The 15663-nt window shown below is 56.3% G+C and carries 22 protein-coding genes; 13 read left to right on the plus strand and 9 right to left on the minus strand.

Annotated elements, in window-relative coordinates; all coding sequences use genetic code 11:
• Window positions 1-2 precede the first annotated feature (2 nt).
• Window positions 3-389 (plus strand): HEPN domain-containing protein, encoded by a 387-nt coding sequence (locus tag QXU72_02510; GenBank protein MEM0494124.1) that lies wholly within the window; start codon window positions 3-5, stop codon window positions 387-389.
• Window positions 337-750 carry a nucleotidyltransferase domain-containing protein gene (locus tag QXU72_02515; GenBank protein MEM0494125.1) on the plus strand — a complete coding sequence of 138 codons (414 nt, stop codon included), beginning with the start codon at window positions 337-339 and terminating at the stop codon, window positions 748-750. The genes QXU72_02510 and QXU72_02515 overlap by 53 nt, the downstream gene beginning before the upstream one ends.
• 61 nt (window positions 751-811) lie before the next feature.
• Here QXU72_02515 and QXU72_02520 read toward each other — a convergent pair whose 3' ends face one another.
• From QXU72_02520 to QXU72_02535, 4 genes are all read right to left on the minus strand, one after another.
• The gene (locus QXU72_02520) at window positions 812-1258 is read right to left on the minus strand and encodes a type II toxin-antitoxin system VapC family toxin (protein MEM0494126.1); all 447 of its coding nucleotides are present in this window, start codon (window positions 1256-1258) and stop codon (window positions 812-814) included.
• Complete coding sequence (locus QXU72_02525; GenBank protein ID MEM0494127.1) at window positions 1248-1484, minus strand: AbrB/MazE/SpoVT family DNA-binding domain-containing protein; 237 nt, start codon at window positions 1482-1484, stop codon at window positions 1248-1250. Before QXU72_02525 ends, QXU72_02520 begins: the two co-directional genes overlap by 11 nt.
• 569 nt (window positions 1485-2053) lie before the next feature.
• Window positions 2054-2221: a hypothetical protein gene (locus QXU72_02530; protein ID MEM0494128.1), complete on the minus strand. Its 168-nt coding sequence runs from the start codon at window positions 2219-2221 to the stop codon at window positions 2054-2056.
• A gap of 26 nt (window positions 2222-2247) precedes the next feature.
• Window positions 2248-2997, minus strand: coding sequence for a hypothetical protein (locus tag QXU72_02535; protein MEM0494129.1), 750 nt, complete (start codon window positions 2995-2997; stop codon window positions 2248-2250).
• Between the two features lie 107 nt (window positions 2998-3104).
• On the opposite strand from QXU72_02535, the gene QXU72_02540 reads away from it, so the two are divergent.
• Window positions 3105-3314, plus strand: a complete 210-nt coding sequence (locus QXU72_02540; protein ID MEM0494130.1) for a hypothetical protein — start codon at window positions 3105-3107, stop codon at window positions 3312-3314.
• 13 nt (window positions 3315-3327) lie between these two features.
• Here the strand turns inward: QXU72_02540 and QXU72_02545 are convergent, their stop codons facing one another.
• Window positions 3328-3792 (minus strand): nucleotidyltransferase domain-containing protein, encoded by a 465-nt coding sequence (locus tag QXU72_02545; GenBank protein MEM0494131.1) that lies wholly within the window; start codon window positions 3790-3792, stop codon window positions 3328-3330.
• A gap of 594 nt (window positions 3793-4386) precedes the next feature.
• Between QXU72_02545 and QXU72_02550 the strand changes: the two genes are divergently transcribed.
• The 4 genes from QXU72_02550 (at window position 4387) to QXU72_02565 (ending at window position 6087) form a co-directional block, all read left to right on the plus strand.
• Window positions 4387-4629 (plus strand): hypothetical protein, encoded by a 243-nt coding sequence (locus tag QXU72_02550; protein MEM0494132.1) that lies wholly within the window; start codon window positions 4387-4389, stop codon window positions 4627-4629.
• A 222-nt stretch (window positions 4630-4851) separates the two neighbouring features.
• Window positions 4852-5355 carry a hydrolase gene (locus tag QXU72_02555; GenBank protein MEM0494133.1) on the plus strand — a complete coding sequence of 168 codons (504 nt, stop codon included), beginning with the start codon at window positions 4852-4854 and terminating at the stop codon, window positions 5353-5355.
• A gap of 140 nt (window positions 5356-5495) precedes the next feature.
• Complete coding sequence (locus tag QXU72_02560; protein ID MEM0494134.1) at window positions 5496-5741, plus strand: AbrB/MazE/SpoVT family DNA-binding domain-containing protein; 246 nt, start codon at window positions 5496-5498, stop codon at window positions 5739-5741.
• Window positions 5722-6087 (plus strand): type II toxin-antitoxin system VapC family toxin, encoded by a 366-nt coding sequence (locus QXU72_02565; protein MEM0494135.1) that lies wholly within the window; start codon window positions 5722-5724, stop codon window positions 6085-6087. The genes QXU72_02560 and QXU72_02565 overlap by 20 nt, the downstream gene beginning before the upstream one ends.
• Before the next feature lie 685 nt (window positions 6088-6772).
• Here the strand turns inward: QXU72_02565 and QXU72_02570 are convergent.
• Window positions 6773-7030, minus strand: a complete 258-nt coding sequence (locus tag QXU72_02570; GenBank protein MEM0494136.1) for a hypothetical protein — start codon at window positions 7028-7030, stop codon at window positions 6773-6775.
• A 341-nt stretch (window positions 7031-7371) separates the two neighbouring features.
• Window positions 7372-7947 (minus strand): DUF998 domain-containing protein, encoded by a 576-nt coding sequence (locus tag QXU72_02575; GenBank protein MEM0494137.1) that lies wholly within the window; start codon window positions 7945-7947, stop codon window positions 7372-7374.
• Window positions 7948-8198: 251 nt separating this feature from the next.
• On the opposite strand from QXU72_02575, the gene QXU72_02580 reads away from it, so the two are divergent.
• From QXU72_02580 to QXU72_02590, 3 genes are all read left to right on the plus strand, one after another.
• Window positions 8199-8864 carry a molecular chaperone TorD family protein gene (locus QXU72_02580; protein MEM0494138.1) on the plus strand — a complete coding sequence of 222 codons (666 nt, stop codon included), beginning with the start codon at window positions 8199-8201 and terminating at the stop codon, window positions 8862-8864.
• Window positions 8865-9063: 199 nt separating this feature from the next.
• Window positions 9064-9306 (plus strand): AbrB/MazE/SpoVT family DNA-binding domain-containing protein, encoded by a 243-nt coding sequence (locus tag QXU72_02585; GenBank protein MEM0494139.1) that lies wholly within the window; start codon window positions 9064-9066, stop codon window positions 9304-9306.
• Window positions 9287-9703 carry a PIN domain-containing protein gene (locus QXU72_02590; GenBank protein ID MEM0494140.1) on the plus strand — a complete coding sequence of 139 codons (417 nt, stop codon included), beginning with the start codon at window positions 9287-9289 and terminating at the stop codon, window positions 9701-9703. Before QXU72_02585 ends, QXU72_02590 begins: the two co-directional genes overlap by 20 nt.
• 314 nt (window positions 9704-10017) lie before the next feature.
• Here QXU72_02590 and QXU72_02595 read toward each other — a convergent pair whose 3' ends face one another.
• On the minus strand, window positions 10018-10773 hold the full coding sequence (locus QXU72_02595) for a family 16 glycosylhydrolase (GenBank protein MEM0494141.1): 756 nt from the start codon (window positions 10771-10773) through the stop codon (window positions 10018-10020).
• Between the two features lie 247 nt (window positions 10774-11020).
• On the minus strand, window positions 11021-11662 hold the full coding sequence (locus tag QXU72_02600; protein MEM0494142.1) for an HD domain-containing protein: 642 nt from the start codon (window positions 11660-11662) through the stop codon (window positions 11021-11023).
• A gap of 140 nt (window positions 11663-11802) precedes the next feature.
• On the opposite strand from QXU72_02600, the gene QXU72_02605 reads away from it, so the two are divergent.
• The 3 genes from QXU72_02605 (at window position 11803) to QXU72_02615 (ending at window position 15663) form a co-directional block, all read left to right on the plus strand.
• On the plus strand, window positions 11803-12378 hold the full coding sequence (locus QXU72_02605; GenBank protein MEM0494143.1) for a DUF998 domain-containing protein: 576 nt from the start codon (window positions 11803-11805) through the stop codon (window positions 12376-12378).
• A 190-nt stretch (window positions 12379-12568) separates the two neighbouring features.
• Window positions 12569-15064, plus strand: coding sequence for a molybdopterin-dependent oxidoreductase (locus QXU72_02610; GenBank protein MEM0494144.1), 2496 nt, complete (start codon window positions 12569-12571; stop codon window positions 15062-15064).
• 5 nt (window positions 15065-15069) lie between these two features.
• The gene (locus tag QXU72_02615) at window positions 15070-15663 is read left to right on the plus strand and encodes a 4Fe-4S dicluster domain-containing protein (GenBank protein ID MEM0494145.1); all 594 of its coding nucleotides are present in this window, start codon (window positions 15070-15072) and stop codon (window positions 15661-15663) included.

A 15663-nucleotide genomic window follows, 5' to 3' on the forward strand; every position in this document is an offset into this window, starting at 1 on the left:
CTATGGAGCTGCCCAGCGAGTGGGTTGAGAAGGCTGACATCTTCTTTCGTGAAGCTAAAAGACACATCGAAGAGGGGGTTTACTGGCTGTCATGCTTCGAAGCCCAGCAGGCTGCCGAACTGTATCTAAAAGCGCTTCACGTAGCAGCTGCAGGCCTCTACCCCTTCACTCACGACCTCTCCGAGCTGCTTAACTCTCTAAAAGCTCTCAACTTTAACCCTCCGGACGATCTCTTCGTGGTCGCTGACGCTCTCACAGCTCACTACACTCTTTCAAGGTACCCGGGAAGGAAACCTGTTTCCTACACGAAAGATCTCGCTGAGAGGTGCATCTCATATGCGGAGAGAATCATCGAGTGGGTTAAGCGAGTATCTAAGGTGGAGGGCTGAACTCCTGAAGCGGCAAAACGAGCTTCTAAATGAATTCGTAGAGAGGGTTGTAGAGAGGCTGGGGAAGTGCGCCGTGCTACTCTTCGGCTCTAGAGCCCGAGGCAACCACCTGCCCTACAGCGATTTCGACATCGCTGTCGTTGTGGAGGAAGCTGTAGACAAGCTCTCCTTGATTGAGGAGCTGCGAGCCTTGAAGCCGAGAGGGCTACCCCTCGACCTCGTGGTCTTTGGAAGGGAGGATCTGGAGAATCCAGTTGTGAAGAAGATGCTAGAAAGCGCTATCGTCCTGCACGACAGCCTCCAGCTCAGCGAACTCGTCTCAAGCTGTTGCACTCGCGGCTTGTCGAAGCCTGAGCTTTAAATGGTAGGCAGCGTTACTCTGATCGAGGGAAGAGATGTTCCAACGCTCGCATAGCGCAACGCTAGGTTTCACCGGCCGGGAGCCGTGGCAGGACTTTTACGCCAGGCATGTTGTGGAAGTGCTTGTCGAACGTGTACACCTCCTCGACCCCCTCCTCCTTCATCTTCACGTACGCGAGAGCATCATTTACGCTCACACTGTAGCGTTGGGCAACATCCAACGAAGCGTCGAAATCCCGAGGCTCTACGGGTAGGACCTCTATGTTCTCCTTCGAGAGTATGCCGCCGGCCACCAGCTTAATACTGTAGGATAACCCCAGTCTCGCTTCAACTACGTTCGCCACCTCGCTCACGTGGACAACGGTTGTGACCACAGGCTCCCCTTCCTCAACCCTCACCAAAACCTCCTGCGCAGCCCTTTTAACCGCAGCCTCTCTCGGGGTCAAGCTGCGCTTCGGCTTCAAGTAGGCGTGCAGAAACACGCTGGAGTCCAGGAACCTAGCCCTCACGGTAGAGCGCCCCCTTCAACGCGTGAGTATCCGCGAAATCCTCAACGTCAACCTCGATTGCGTCGAAGAGTTCCGTCAGCTTCAGCGCGCCCAAAGGCTTCAACCTCAACTCACCATCATCCAATACCTCGAGCATAAACACCCGCGCACCCACCCTCCTACGCACACTGGAGGGAATCAAGATCCTGCCAAATTTATCCATCTTCACCAGATAGCTTTCAATCACAGCTTACACCAGAATCTCTAAATCATCCAGAAATATAATTCTTACCATCAATGCTGGGTTAGCCATCAACCAACGACCACTGTAGAGAGCATTCAGCCCGAAGATTTTAACCTTTAAGCCGGCCACGATGATCAGTAATGCCATTTTCTAACTACCACCCCTAAGCGTAAAACAAGGCTTGAAGTCCCCCGCATCAACTCCCCGAGAACTTACGAAGCATGCCTCGCTACAGACTCATATCTACGCTTCCTCCTACCCGTCCCAATAGCCGCGGCAACCCAACGTGCCTAGCGTCGCCTTGCAGGCTATGCTTGAAAGGTGAAACCTGGCTACGTACCGATGGTTGAAGCACGGCATCGGGGACGAGTTAAACGGGAGTATCGAGGGAAGCCTTGAAAAAGTGAACGGATTGAGTTTCAAGTGGAGCTACTTTCTCCTTCTAGCCCGGATGACTAAGAGCACAGCCACCGCTAGGACTGCAAGCGCGGCAGCGATCAGCAGTAGGTTGTTTAAGTCCAGAAATCGGTGGTTTCCGGCTTGGGCTTCCAGTATGCAACGAGGTTGACGGGCTAGTTCACGGTGAAACTGTAGGTTGGTGACGTGGGGGCTGTCTCTCCGTAGGAAGTACTTAAAGGTGTAGTTGCGTTCAAGCCCTTCGCGTAGACGCCGGGGCCCCGCACACTCCCGTAAGCAGAGTGCGCGGTTACCGCGTACTCGGCCTTGTGTATCGGTTTCATCAAGAGGTATCGATAATAATCATTGTTCACGTTTCACCAGATATTTTACAGAAAAGTTTTTCAATGTTGAGGATTATCCCTGGATCGCGACTTTGAAGCCATTTTATCATTTTCTCACCGCCTACGTAGAGGGTTATACGGGTGAACGGTTTTTCACGGCCGGAGTTGTTCTCTTTCAGCTGCAGTACTTTTCGGATTACATTTTCGATGTACCTAGCAAATCCCTCCTTCCACTCCTGCCAAACCATGTACTCGTAATCCTTATGACATAAATACTCCTTTAATTCTCTCCTTATAATTGGGATTTCCTCAGCGTTAGCATCTAAAAACCTCGAGTAAAGTTCCACAAAGTGATCATCGGTGTAGGGGAAGGGGTAATTGAGCTCCCACGAGTAGTTGCCGGCTTCTACCTCCTCTCTCGCTACTGTAAGGCTGCTTTTGAGCTTCTCCTCGCAGCGCTCCCACTGATAGCAGTGGACAAACTCGTGTAAAACGGAAACTATACTTTCTAAAATAGCTTCACCAGATAGAGAGACTACAGCTGTCATTCTCCAATCGTTCACGTCTAGGGGGAGAGCGGCGGAAACAGTATCCGGCATCCAGCTGGGTGCTGTTACGATTTTTGCAAGCCTATATTCGTTATTAGAAGGCTCGAAAAGGTAGAGTTCTCTCCCCCTAAGTACAGCTAGTGGGTATAGCTTCGTGAACAAGGGATGAATCTGCCGAACTTTTCTCAAGATCGATAAAAGCGTAGCCACAAAATCGGAAACATCCATGCTCACTAGACGCTTGGTTAATACTTATGTTTTACTCTTACATTAAAAATGGCTTTAGCCGCTGCGCTAACGGATAAGTGAAATGAGCTCAACGTCATGGTGGCTGTGTGGTACGCTTGTGTGATGAATTGCTGGGGAAGCGTGACCCTGAAGGGTACTATGTCATCCTCGCGAAGCTCGAGGCACTGCCTCTGCTTGAGGGCTTCGACGTGCGGGTGGAGCAGAGCCCCTCCCTGCTGGTGAGGGTGAAGTCCCGCAGCGTAGCGCGCAAAATCTGCCGAATCCTCCAGGCGCGGAACCCCCTCGTACACCCTTAGAGCATGGCAGTGCTCAACTACTCGAGTGCTTTCGCGGATTCTGCTCAAGGCTTCCCGGCTTCAGCTTCTCCTTCAGCTTTCTCCCCCTCTCAATAGCTTCGAGCTTTTCCTCAAGGCTCCTGTGGTACTCGATTCTGTGCTTCGCATCCTCCCAGACTTTTCTCCAGTAGTAGAAGTACTCCGAGATTTCAAGCTCGTCCCCGAAGAGGACGATGTAATCATCGATGATCGAGGCTTTCACCTTCAATGGTAGCAGCTCGAAAACCCTCACATCGTAGATCGGCTTAAACCTGCCGATGAGGCTGCGCTGAATCTCCAGGTTCTTGTCCTGATCCCTCAGCCTCGTAATCACAGCTACGTCGATGTCCGACCCCTCTCTAAACTCCCCCGTCACGTAGGAGCCGAAGACAACTGCTTCGAAGCTCGAGAGAGCTCGGAGATCCCTCTTAATCTCTTCGAGACTGGGCTTCGAGCGCATTCTCGACCCTCCTTATGAACTCGAAAAGCGCTTCCTTAACCCCCGACACACTAGGCCTCTTACAGCCTCACTTCTCGTCTCGTACACTCCGAGCTCGATGAGCGTATCGATAAGCCGAATCCCCTCTCACCCAACCTGACAGGAAGTACTTTGCTCGTCACGACTCTGTATACGATTAGGTATACCAAAAATTAAGCCTTTGCCAAACACAGGGCCGAGTGAGAGCCTGACCGCAATATTTCTGAACGTTTAGGGGATCGTCTAGGCTGTTTATCGCGGCTAAACTGCTTTCTTCCAACGGTTACGCCAGGGGGAAGCGATCCTTAGATGACGAAAATGCTGGAGCATGGTTCCGCAGGGCGAGATACGGTTAGATAAAGGAACCTCCATAAAGCTGTAAACCAGCGGCAACGCTTAAAGCGCTAGTTGGTCTTTCGATGCTGGGATGGGCCACACAGTGGCAGAGGTTGGGCTCTACAACCCTTGCGATACTTCCAGGTCTTTGGCACTGGGGCTACTAGTTGATACGGGTAGTGCTTACAGCTGGGTTAGGCGGGAAAGACTCGAGAGCCTAGGCATAAAGCCAATGGCGAAGTGGAAGTTCAGAACGATCGAAGGGAGGGTGTTGAACGTGAGATCGGCGAGGCCGTGTTTGAGTGCTTGGGTGAGAGGGCTACTAGGATTGTCGCATTCGCGGAGGTAGAGGGTGCTGAGGTCCTGGGGGTTGACGCCCTAGAAGGCTTGAGGCTCGAAGTCGATCCCGTGACGAAGCAGCTCAGGAAGGTTGAAGCCCTACTCGCGCTATGGGTCGATTCTCCCGCGCTAACCCCCTGGTGATTAGAGGGTTCAAGAAGTGACGCGCGAATACGTAAATCACGTTTGTACAACCTACTAACTTTATGACGCGTCAGGCTGTGCCCGCGTGGGGATGCTGTCGATATTATTTCATGACCTAGCGCGTATAGCCTTAAGGCTATCTTCGCCTGGTAGTATTCGCTGCTCCAGAAAGCTTTAGCTTAGCGCCGTCAGACATATTAAGCATGGCGTCCGTGTGAAGCTGTGCCGTTCACACCCTTCCACCTCGGCCCGGCTCTAGGGCTTGGAGTCCCGCTGAGGAAGTACATCCACCTCCCAACTCTGCTGGTGGCGAGTGTGGTCAGTGACGTGGAACCGTTTCTCGTACTCCTGCTGGACCTCAGCTCCCCGCTGCACGGGCTCCTGCACACGTTTCTCCTAGCGGTGCCCGCCGGCTTCGTGCTGGGGGTCATCATGCACCTGCTCGAACCTGTGCTCGCTCCACTGCATAAGGCGCTGCTTCTCGAGCCGAAGGAAGGGGTGGGATTCCGCGGCTTCCTTCTCGCTGGAGCTATTGGAGCGGCGTTGCACGTGCTGCTGGATGCGCCGCTGTACGATGACATTATGCCTTTCTACCCGCTGACCGTAAACCCTCTGTACAATCCATCACTCTCTAGGGTCGTGTACGCGCTTTGCATCGGACTCGGCCTTCTAGGTTTAATTGAGTATGTAGCTCTCGCAAGAGCCCCTTCATCGACGCGCTGGTAGGTTGGGCTAAACCGGTCTACCCTACTGGTCTGATCTACTTCTCTTATCTTACCGCAGCAGACTTCTGCTTCCGAACACGGTTTTTACAATCGGTTTTCTTTGTCATAAAGCTTATAATATGGTATTATAATTTGTGCATAATGGTGGAGGTTGTCGAAGTGGATGCTAACGGCCGTATTTACCTGCCGGCAAGCGTGCGGAGGACCATCCCGTGGAGGCGCTTTATCGTGCGGGTAGAGGGCGATATGATCGTTCTGACGCCGGTGAGGCCGGCTGTGGAGAAGTACTACGGTGTCGCGGGGAAGCCTGCGTACACGACGGCGGAGGAAATCGATGAGGCGGTGGAGCGTGAAACGAGGAGAACGCTTGAGGAGGATCTACGTTGATGTGAACGTCCTCTACTACTACCTAACCGCGCACCCGGTGTACGGTGAGAGGTCGAAGAGGTACCTGGAGGAGTTCAGCGGCCAGCTGGTTACTTCTTCGCTCACGGCTTGGCTCCTCTACGTTCTCACGCGTATTGAGAACATAGCGTTGATTCTCGACGAGATTGGGGTAGAGCTTGCACCCTTCGACAGCAATGTACTAAGGGAGGCTACGAGGTTGGAGAAGCCGAGGGACCTCGAGGATCGCATACACCTAGCCACTGCTCTGCGGCTCGGCGCTGCAGCAATACTCTCGAACGATAAGGATTTCGACGGGATACCCGGTATCAGGAGGATCTTCGAGTAGCATGCAACGATCCCTGAGGATGCGTGCAAGCTACTGTGGAGTAAAGCTCGGAGGGGGAAAGGCGGCCGGGCGGAAGGGTATGGGCCTCGGGTTCTCAACCACGTGTTGCTGGGGCCTCCAACACGAGTCAACCCACGAGCCTGCGCCCGCAGGTTTTCCCGTGCTGGCTGCCTCAGCCTCGCATGATTGAGGTCCGAGGCCCGTGCTCTTCCGCCTTGCAATAAAAGGTGCGCAGGGGAGGGGCAGTATCGCTGTGTTGAATGAAGTAAGTTTCGGGGAGGTTTAACTCCTTTAGTTCTGCCGCTCTATCCCTCTTCCCCCCGTTTATTGCGAGCTTCACGCTGGCTGGGCAGTCTAGGGGGATTAGCGCGGCTGCCGCAAGGCCGCGGAGAGGGCTGAGCCGTACCTTACTCCGCTCCACTCGCTCGCTTCGATGAGGCTGTCTGTGATTGAGCCCCCCAGCGCTGAGCCGGCAGAGGCTGCCAGGCCTTGAGCCAGGTTGTAGTAAGGGAGGTAGCTGGCTTCAGCTCGGGTTCCGCGACCTCGATCACGTAGAGTGGGGTTACGACTGCGCCGGGCGCGGTGAAGGGGCCTGATAGCGCCTGCCACATGAAGATCGGCGCGGGGCTGGGGGCGAGGGCGTAGACGGTAGGGAACGTGATGAGGCCCGCCCTGCTGACGAGCGTCAGCTTGGGTAGTTTCCCGTTTTGTACCGCTCTGCGAGCGCGTACTGGGAGATCGTGGTGGAGGTGGTGGAGAGGAGGTTGAGCAGAGCGAGGTCTGCGACGCTCACGCAGAGGACGTACTTCCGGGCTGGTGGGAAGGGGGCCAGGCAATGGCCATCACGAAGGTGTAGAAGCTGTTCGCAGCTGTGAACTTCAAGAGGCCTTGTTCTCGACTGCCTCCCGTTAATGGACCCGCCGCTCTGCCTGAATCCTTTCAACTAGATGCGGAGCATCGTGAGCCACGTGGCTGATGCAGCGATGACCTCGAACCCCCTAAAGTTTGGCGGGCTAGCGGCTCGAGGAGCTCCACGATTATGCTCTCGTTCTTCCTCGTCGGGACGACGACAGAGATCGCACCCGAGTAAATCCTCAAGGCTTTTAAGTGGGCACCGCCCCAATAAGCCGGTGATGAGGGTTTCTGGTTCGGAGGTATGAAGAGAGCTTGATTAGCTGATACATCGGGAAAATCCACGCGCCCCCGGCTTTTAGCCTGCAGGTGGGTTCAGGAGCTCCAGCGTTGCTATCGTAGAGTAGCCGTCTTGCTGGGCCTCAATCGCGGCTAGCGCCAGTGGGCTGCGACGGCGATGAGAGCGCCCACTGCGATCACGACGGCTCCCACGTACTCGGCTACGGCTACCGACGGCCACCGGACCGTAGCTTCAACGAGGTAGCCGAGCGGTGTGGGGAGGAGCCCGAGCAGGAGGAGGACTATGCCCGGTGTACGCCTCTTCTCCGCGAGCAGCGCGAGGCCGAGCGCCGTCGAGGCTAGGAAGGATTGGACGTAGAACCAGGTGGATACGAAAGTGTGCGGCCTTGTCCCGCCCGGGTAGACGCCGACGAGAGCAAGGAAGATTCCGGAAACGAAGTAGAGGCCGCAGGCGAAGGCTGCACCCTTGCTCCTCGACGCTAGCAGGAGGCCCAGCGAGAAGAGGCACATCATTGCTCCTAGCACGATTAAGCCGTAGTTGTAGATCCAGGGGTCTGTGGCTCTCGCCGCTCCTAGATCGCTGAACGCGTGCCTGTAGAAGTCGAACCAAGGGTTTCGCGCCGCAGAGGCCAGTACGACTACGTGGAAGGCTGGAAAAGCTAGGGGACCTAGCATCATTAGAACCCTTGCCAGCTTTCTCGCATCCACGCCTTCCCTACGTGAAGCGTGCAAATGAACTTAGCGTCACGCGGAACTCTGGCCCGGGGTGGTGGGCGCTTCTTCGGCAGGGGCGGCGAAGACAAAGCCTTCACTCGAGCGTTAAGGATGCTACCTGCGGTAGAGGCTGGGGGTTGAAGAGAAGGCTTGAGGAGGCCAGAGAGGGCAGCCGAGCTCCTACCTAACGCGGCTGCTACCTCGCGCAGCCCTCAGTTTTTATACGTGGTGGGCAGGCGTTAAGCGTGCGCGAGGAGGAGTTCCACCGCGAGAGAGCGCTGCTCTATGAAGCCTTATCGCTCGCCTTTACGCACCCCACTTACGGTCAGACTCTGAAGCTCTTAGAGAATGTTGCTGAAAAGATTAGCAGGTGGAACGCCGTGTGGCGGGCTGTGCGCCCCGACCTTCCGCCAGCTTTCGCAGGCTCGTGGCTTGCCGCGCTGAGAGGGGATCGTACGAGGCTGCTGGAGGAGTACACGAGGCTTTTCGTGTTGAGTTCGCCGAAGCCCCTCTGCCCTCCTTACGAGTCTCTCTACCTGGGAGGTGCGTACCTCGCGGGGCCTAGATACGAGCACCTCTTAAGGTTGCTGGGATCAGCGGGGCTGGAAGTGAAGGAGGATGTCGGAGAGCCTGTAGAGCACGTTTCCGTGATGTTCGAGCTCATGAAGGCGCTCATACTGATGTACTTGGAAACAGGAGAGCTTCGCTTCACCTGCCTTCAGGCTCTTCTGGTGGAAGAGCATCTGAACGAGTGGATTCACGCTTTTGCCAGCTGCGTCGAGAGGAACACCAGCCTCGAGTGTTTCCGCGTGTCAGCGGAGCTAGCCAGAGAGCTGATCGCCGCCGACAGGAACCTCTTGAGGACTTTCAGCAAGAGGTGCGAGGAGGAGTACTTCAAGCCTCGCGGCTAGAGGTTGATGCAACTCCTCTCCTGTCGATTGACAAGAGAATCTTACTCGTAGCGGCGTCAACGGGGAACCGTGGGGCCCCGCCCCACGCTCCCCGAGCGCTCAGCATGAGCGCTTTCTCGATGATGAATCCATCCGGCTTGCCGCCGAGAGTGGCTTTAAAGTAGATAACTTTAAGTAGAAGTATGCTGATTTTCGCATTGTGAGTAAAGTAAAAGTCACGAGAAGCTACCAGGTTACTCTCCCGAAGGATGTTCGTGAAGCTGTCGGTATCGAGGTTGGAGACTACCTGGAAGTTTACGTGGATGAGAGGGGCAGGATAGTCATGGAGAAGGTGAGGAGGAATAGGTTGAGGCTGTCATCAGGCAGGAAGCTCACCCCCGAGGAAATCGACGATGTAATCGTGAGGGGGCTAGGTGAGGCGCTTGCAGGAGGCGGTGATTGATACAAATGTTCTCGTCTACGACACCTTCAGCGACTCCATCTACCACGAGCAGGCTGCGCGGCTGCTAGACAGCTTAGACGCCTGGGTGATACCGCTGATCGTTATCTACGAGCTCGTTTGGTTCCTGAAGGGGTTCTCGCTAGAAGCGCGAATCGTTCGCGAGAAGGTGCTAGACTACGCGGGCGATGAGAGGGCTATCATCGCGTGCGAGGGTGTTGAAGGAGTTCGCTGGGCGCTTAACACGCTGGTTGAGGAGGGGGCGTCCGTTGCTCGCTTCAACGATAAAGTCGTGCTATCGGTTGCGGCTCGAAGAGGGGTTCCACTAGCGACTTTCGACGCGAGGTTGAGGAAGCAGGCTGAGAGAGTAGGCATCGACGTTCTGCCGGAGAGGTTGTAGCGCAGCGCCAGAGCTCGCGCTTACAGTTTGTAGATCAAGAGAGTAAGATACTAACCTTAGCAGTCTAAGATGGTAAAAATACGATGGCCATGCGTCTACGGGGCCAGCAGAGCTATCGAGAATGCTGGCATTAAAGCTGAAAGTGGTGGCGAAGGCCTTCGGGGAGGGCCGGTGGGTCGATGTCGCTGCCAGGAATCGTGCCGCTACAATATCCTATGCGAGGTCCCCGAAGAGTCCGTCAAAATTCGAGGTCCAACTCTGGAGAAGCACCCGGGTTCCGCGGCCGGGATGCTAGCTGAGAAGAAAGACCTGAGCTAGGTTACTTTCACGTAGTCTACTTCCAGGTAAGCTCTAACTCTGTTCTCCTGAGTGAGGTGCCTGTAGACGCGGCCAGCGTCACGCCTGTTGTAACCGAAGACAGCGTTATCGATCCATATGTCGGCTCTCGCCCTGTACTCCTGCCCCCTCAGGGGCAGCGTAGCTACGTGGCGTCCGTCCACGTAGAAGCTCACAGCCCCCTCCCTCCACTCGACGCGGTAAACGTGCCACTGAGTTAAGTCGAGATCCTGGAGCGCCGGCTTACCCGAGTGGATGACTACCCCAAGCCGCCCTCTGGTCAGCCTGCTCACCAGGCTGAGCGCGGAGAGGGAGGGGCCGTACAGCTTCACAGGGTAGAGGTGGTTCTTAACCTGGGCGAAGAAGCCTTGAAGCATGTAGGGGCCCCTGCTCTTTAGGTGGATGAACCAGATGGGCATGCTTATGTCGAATACCATCGAGTGGTTCCAGAAGCCCCACCCAGCTGAGCCGTAGTGTAGGCCCGCCATCCTGATTTTCGCCTCAAAAGTCTTCCGGAACCAGGGCAGATCGTCGAACATACCATCCGAGATCTCAGCATTAGAGTAGTAGAGTGCCTCGGTGGGCCCTGAGAATATGCGCAAGATGCTGCCCTCGTGCTCGAAACCGGCGAAGTTGTCGCGCCGGTAGTGCCAGTAAGGGCTCATCTCCGCGAAGTCGTCGAAGAGCACACCGCTCTCGCGGGCCCTCTTCCTAAGCTCCTCGCCCGAGGCCATACAGCTCTACATCCTTCCGGCCATATATACGTGCTTCGAGCAACGCAAGCCACATGCATGTTCCCGACTTTAGACAGGTCTCCGCGAGGAGCACGAACACTTGCTCCAGAGCTCTAAGCTCACTTCGCGTAGCGGTGCACAGTAACGCACTCAGCTACCAGGCTAAGGCGTAGAAGCGTAAGGAAGAACCTGAGGGAAAGGTAACCGCGAGCTCAGCCGCGCTCGCCCGCCGGATCCTAGCGCGGGCTTAAAGCTCTCCTTCCCACTCCTTCAAGAAGCGTGCGATAAACTCCTCCACGAACTTGTGCCTGCCTTCAGCTATCCTCCTTGCAGGCTCCGTGTTGAGTGTATCCTTGATCTTCAGTATCTTCTCGTAGAAGTGGTTGATCACAGTCTCGGAGCGGCCATCGTAGTCGCTCTTAGGCGGTATGGAGGGGTCGTGAAGCGGCACGTTGGCCCAACCTCCTCTCGCGAAAGCTCTCGCAACCCCGATAGCACCCAGCATGTCGAGCCTGTCGGCATCCTGCAGAACCTGTGCTTCCAGAGTTTCAGGCTTAATACCTTTCCTAAACCGGTGGACCCTGATGCAGTAGCACACCTGCTCGATCTTCTCCTGTGGGAAGCCCAGCTCACCCAGCAGCTTTCGGGCGATCGCAGCCCCCTCTTCGGCGTGATCCCTCACGGCCCCCTCGTCCTCGAGAGCTCTGGCGACATCGTGGAGGAGCGCGGCAGCTTTCAGGACGTCGAGGTCGATGGGCTCGCGGAGCTCGCGCGCTATCCTCAGCGACAGCTTGTACACTCGCTCAACGTGGCTTTTATCGTGGTGTGAGTGCCTGTAGTAGGGCTCGGCGGCTTCCCTCACTTTCTCGAAGAAATCCTCACCCAGCACGCTCGAGGAATCGCTGCAGAGGGTACAAGAACTTAGCTTTCACGTAAGCTTTCAGCCTGCAGCGTGCAGCGCCACCGCCCCGGCTGCAGAGGCTTGCAAGAGAGGGAAATGTTTTTGAGCGCTGGTTTTTCCTCCGCGTCGTGAGCAGGTACAAGCTTGAGAGAATTCTCCTACTGCTCGGCCCGCTAGCGTTCCCGGTGTTCCACCTAGTGCTGCTAGTAGCGGTTTCCCGTAACCCGTGGTTCAACTTCTTTGTCCACGCTTTCAGCGACCTCGGCGGCCCGAAGGCGTCTGACCCGTGGGTGTTCAACAACGGTTTAATTGCCCTCGGCTTCATGCAGTGCCTTTACTCTCTAGGCCTCCTCGCCAGAGCGAGGAGCAGGGGTGCCGCCTTCGCGTGCGGGCTCTGCTTCACAGCTGGTGTTTTCCTTGCCCTGATAGGAGTCTACCCGAGCGGTACGAAACCCCACGCGTTTATCGCGATGTGGTTCTACCTTCAGGCTCTAATGGCTATGAGCGCTCTCGGGCTAGCGCTCCTCGTGGAAGGTAGGCGTGTGCCAGGAGCTCTCCTGCTCGCTCTAGGGCTTCTCCCGCTACCACTAGGTTACGCGGTTGAAATCACCGTAGGCTGGCCCTCCCTAGCTGTAGTAGAGTACGCTGGAACGATCTTCATCGCCGGAGGGAGCCTAGTTGCGACGCTGGCTCACTGGAGCTGAGAGTACCCCCGGCTTCATCGGGGAGAACGCGAGAGATACAGGTGCAGGAGCGAGAAGTTTCCTCTCGATCGACGAAGGGTGATTGTAAACAAATTGACATGTTTAGAATTGTATAAGTTGAGATGATGATGTGTAAATACCCGGGATTATAATATAAATAGTATTTCGTCACCAATAAATAACGGTCGGCATGGGAGCAAAGCTCGACCGAAGAAGCTTTCTGAAAATCATCGGGACTACAGCGGCACTGGCCACCACGACGGCTAGCGGCTCCCTGAGACTTCTAAAACCTCAGGAAGATGTACGGGCTCAGGCAGCCGCCAAGCAGGTGCCCTCGATATGCATGATGTGTCCAGCCTCGTGCCAGATACTCGTAGATGTTAGAGACGGAGTTGTGCGGAGAGTTGAGGGCAACCCGAAAGGACCTACAAGCCTCGGTAAGCTCTGCGCGAGGGGGCAGGCCGGGGTTTTCCGGCTATACAACCCCGATAGGCTGAAGAAGCCTCTCGTGAGGGCCGACGCGGCGAAGAAAGGCACGTGGGAGGGCTTCCGGGAAGCAAGCTGGGATGAGGCGCTGACAGAGGTTGCGAACCACCTTAAGAAGCTCGTGGAAGAGAAGAGAATTAAGGAGCTGGCGATACTGTACGGGTGGCCCACGAAGCTGAACTACGAAGCTTTCGTTAAGGCTTTCGCCTCTACCTTGGGCACGCCTAACACGATGGATATACCGACTTCGATGTGCTTCTTCCCGAAGGCGCTGGGCTGGTCCTCCGCTATGGGTGCCGGCGCACACACTCAGATCCTGACCGATTACGAGAACGTCAAGTACCTCATCGTCATCTGGAGAAACTTCTTCGGCAGCATCAGCATAGTGCACGCTACCAGAGCTGGGAGAAAGATTGGCAACTACAAGCTCGTTGTGCTCGACCCGAGGTTCAGCGAGACTGCCGCGAAAGCCGACGAGTGGATTCCGATCAAGCCCGGAACGGATCTCGCTTTCCTCCTGGCTCTGATAAACGTTGTGATCAGCGAGCGGCTCTACGACGAGGCTTTCCTCAGGGCTTTCACCAACGCTCCGATGCTTGTAGGAGAGGACGGGAAGCCTCTCACGGTCGGCGTCGAGGGTGGGAAGACCCGCTACCTCGTCTGGGACCTCGCGAAAGGTAAGGCTGTGAAGCACGAGGAAGCCCTCTTGCCGGCTCTAGAGGGCGAGTACGAGGTTGAGGGTAAGAAGGCTAAACCCGTCTTCCAGCTGCTGAAGGAGAAGGTGGCTAACTACACTCCCGAGTGGGCTGAGAAGATCACGGGCGTACCGGCTGACACTATACGCAGGATAGGTATCGAGTTCGGTAAGACTCGCCCCGCTGCTGTAGACTGCGGCTGGCACGGCCCCAAGTACAAGAACGCGACTATGACGTTCCGGGCTGCCGCGATCCTCAACGCTCTGGTCGGCGGGCTCATCAAGGATGGTGTGCTGCTGACGGGTGTCGGCGCTACGGCGACACCGCCGCCCGACGTGCCCGAGGATAACGTCGCCCGTGTCTGGGCGGCTCGCCAGAAGATCGGGCTCGCTGCAAAGGGCTTCACGTTCCAGTACCTACCCTACGTGATCAAGAACAAGGATCCCTACCCGATAAGCTCGCTCTTCCTGCTCTCCGCTAATGTGCTGGCTACGGCGCCCGACACCGCGGAGTGGATCAACGCCTTGAAAGCGTTGGAGAAGGTTTTCGTCGTGGATATCTACCCGATGGACCATGTAGCCTACGCTGACGTCGTCCTGCCTGAGTCAGTGTACCTGGAGAAGGACGATCCTCTCTTCCCGCTCACCTACGCGCCAGCTGCAGGCTTCCAGACGAGGATCCAGGCTGTCAAGCCGGTCTTCGACACGAAGCACCAGATCGAGATTCTCGTCGAGATCCTGAAGAGGATGGGTGACGAGTACTACACGAAGTACTTCAACGCGCTGGCGGGCGCGCTCGGGCTGGACGCGGGCAAGCTGAGGCAAGCCTACGAGAGCGAGGGAGTAGCGGGCATCAGGAGGCTGCAGGTTGAGGCGCGCAAGCTCTCGCTAGAGCAGCTCCTCTCCGACGGGTTCATCGTGACTAAGCCTCCGGCCACGCTCAGAAACGAGCTCGTGAACAACGTTCTCGCAGGGAAGCACATCACCCCCACCGGCCGCATCGAGCTGTTCAGCTTCTCACTCTACGGGATAGTGCAGAGACTTGGGCCGAGCCCCTACTGGGACCCGATCGTCGACTGGGCTCCCCCAGAGGTTCTCGACAAGGCTGACGGAGTCAACACGTTCTACTTGACGTACGGCAGGATACCGACAATGACCCAGACGAGCACGTGCGACGAGCCGTTCCTGGTGAAGCTCACCCCGGACTGCCACCGGATGGTGTGGATAAACACGAAGGCGGCTGAGAGGCTAGGCATAAGGAACGGTGACAAGGTTAGGATCGTGAGCCTGGCGACCAACCAGAGCGTCGAAGCAGTAGCCTACGTGACGGAGCTGATCAGGGAGGACTCGATCTGGTTCTCTTCAGACTTCGCCTACCAGGGCCAGAAGCTAATCTTCTTCAAGCCTGGAGTGCCGCTTCACGTTCTCGTCGGGATCATGGCGGATCCCGTTTCGGGAGGTACTATGAGCCAGGAGGTTGTTGTTAGGGTTGAGAAGGTAGGGTGAGAAATATGGTAAGGTACGCGATGGTGATAGATCTAAACAGGTGCATAGGCTGCGGCGCCTGCGTCATGGCCTGCATCACCGAAAACCGGAGAGAGCAGGCTATGAAGGCTATGGAGAGGGGCCTAGAGGAAGTCGAGAGGATGAAGCTGAGAACATACATCACTAGGATCACTACGGGCAGGTACCCCCGCGCCGGGGTACTCTACATGCACATGATCTGCCAGCACTGCTCCAACCCGCCTTGCGTCTCCGTATGCCCCACGGGCGCCAGCTACATCGGAGAAGGCGGCGTAGTGCTCGTGAACAAGGAGAAGTGTATTGGCTGCGAGTACTGCGTTCAGGCATGCCCCTACGGCGCCAGGTTCTGGGACTACTACATCAGGTCGATTGACAAGTGCACATTCTGCATCCACCGCGTGAAGGAGGGCCAGCAGCCAGCCTGCGTCACCACGTGCCCCTCGGGGGCTAGAGTCTTCGGAGACCTCGACGACCCGGAGAGCGAGGTTTCGAAAATCGTCGCTGCAGGGTCTACCGTGCAGATGAAGAGGGAGGAGGGCACCTCGCCCAACGTCTTCTACATCCTGCCCAGCAGGAGGTGA

Origin of the sequence: Thermofilum sp. (assembly GCA_038741495.1) — an archaeon.
In the GTDB taxonomy this organism is placed as follows: Archaea; Thermoproteota; Thermoprotei; order Thermofilales; family Thermofilaceae; genus Thermofilum.

Excerpts from the sequence above, each read along its gene's own strand:
- QXU72_02510 (MEM0494124.1), top strand. The coding sequence starts at position 3 with ATGGAGCTGCCCAGCGAGTGGGTTGAGAAGGCTGACATCTTCTTTCGT.
- QXU72_02515 (MEM0494125.1), top strand. The coding sequence starts at position 337 with ATGCGGAGAGAATCATCGAGTGGGTTAAGCGAGTATCTAAGGTGGAGG.
- QXU72_02530 (MEM0494128.1), bottom strand. The coding sequence starts at position 2,221 with ATGAAACCGATACACAAGGCCGAGTACGCGGTAACCGCGCACTCTGCT.
- QXU72_02535 (MEM0494129.1), bottom strand. The coding sequence starts at position 2,997 with ATGGATGTTTCCGATTTTGTGGCTACGCTTTTATCGATCTTGAGAAAA.
- QXU72_02545 (MEM0494131.1), bottom strand. The coding sequence starts at position 3,792 with ATGCGCTCGAAGCCCAGTCTCGAAGAGATTAAGAGGGATCTCCGAGCT.
- QXU72_02560 (MEM0494134.1), top strand. The coding sequence starts at position 5,496 with ATGGTGGAGGTTGTCGAAGTGGATGCTAACGGCCGTATTTACCTGCCG.
- QXU72_02595 (MEM0494141.1), bottom strand. The coding sequence starts at position 10,773 with ATGGCCTCGGGCGAGGAGCTTAGGAAGAGGGCCCGCGAGAGCGGTGTG.
- QXU72_02610 (MEM0494144.1), top strand. The coding sequence starts at position 12,569 with ATGGGAGCAAAGCTCGACCGAAGAAGCTTTCTGAAAATCATCGGGACT.
- QXU72_02615 (MEM0494145.1), top strand. The coding sequence starts at position 15,070 with ATGGTAAGGTACGCGATGGTGATAGATCTAAACAGGTGCATAGGCTGC.